1 pseudogene is annotated in these 968 nt (G+C 65.3%); it reads right to left on the bottom strand.

Annotated elements, in window-relative coordinates:
• A pseudogene (locus ACNFCI_RS23970) lies at positions 1–968 on the bottom strand (hypothetical protein); the annotation flags it as partial.

Raw genomic sequence — 968 nt, 5'->3', positions numbered from 1 at the left:
AGCGGCAGGTTCAAGGGCTGGCCGTCCAGCGTCAGGTTGTGCCGCAGGTTGTACAGGCGGATGCGCAGCGCTTCCCAGTAGTCGAGCAGCATGCGGTTGGCCTCGGGCAGGAACAGCGTCCTGCCCGCCACGGCGCGGGCCGGCCCCATCGCGCGCAGCTTCGCCACATCCTCGGCGCGTATGCCTTCGGCCATCATCGCCAACGCATCCAGACGATCGTCGAGCACCTGTTGCGCAGCCACCTCGCCCAGCTGCGGGTCGTCCCAGTCGGTACTCGGATCGATCCAGGGTTCGTCGCCCAGCAGGCGCAAGGCGCGCTGGTACCACACCTTCGCTTCGCTCAGGGTGTCGCGCTCGAGCTTGCGATACGCCGCATCGCCACGCCCCAGGGTGATGTCCAGCAAGCGCATGAAGGCATTGAGCTTGTAGTGCATCGGGTCGTTCTGCGCCACCGCGTCCGGGTCCAGCGACTCCAGCGGCGCCTCGTTCCACGAGGTGTCTTCTTCCAGCGGGCGTACGTTCCACATGCGCGGCGTGGAGCCGGTCGGGTTGAAGATGTACTTGAGCCATTGCTCGGCCAGGTCGAAGCGCTCTTCCTGCAGGAAGCGCTGCATCACCATCATCGGCGTGTAGTAGAACAGCTCCCAGAAATACAGCGCGTTGGCACCGCCGAAATCCATTCTCGGATCATCCTGGCTGCCCGGGATGCTCGGCTCCTTGATCTGCTGGGTGTCGTAGCTCAGGATGGTGTCGATCCCCCGCACCGCGCGCTCGGTGAGCTGGCGGGCGAACAGCGTGTTCAGCCGGGTGACCCAGGAGCCGCGCTGGAAGTACTGGGCCCCTTCGGCGGTCTCGCCGATGAACGTTGTTTTCACCGGGGTGACTTCCGCGAGCTTCGCTACCCACTCGGCCGGACCGGTCTCGCTACCGGGTTGCTTGTACAGCTGGATCTGCCAATGGCGTTCCGC

It is taken from the genome of Pseudomonas sp. NY15356, from assembly GCF_048068175.1.
In the GTDB taxonomy this organism is placed as follows: domain Bacteria; phylum Pseudomonadota; class Gammaproteobacteria; order Pseudomonadales; family Pseudomonadaceae; genus Aquipseudomonas; species Aquipseudomonas putida_K.
Note: the sequence above shows the minus strand (reverse complement) of the source record. Positions and strands in the feature narration are given on the sequence as shown.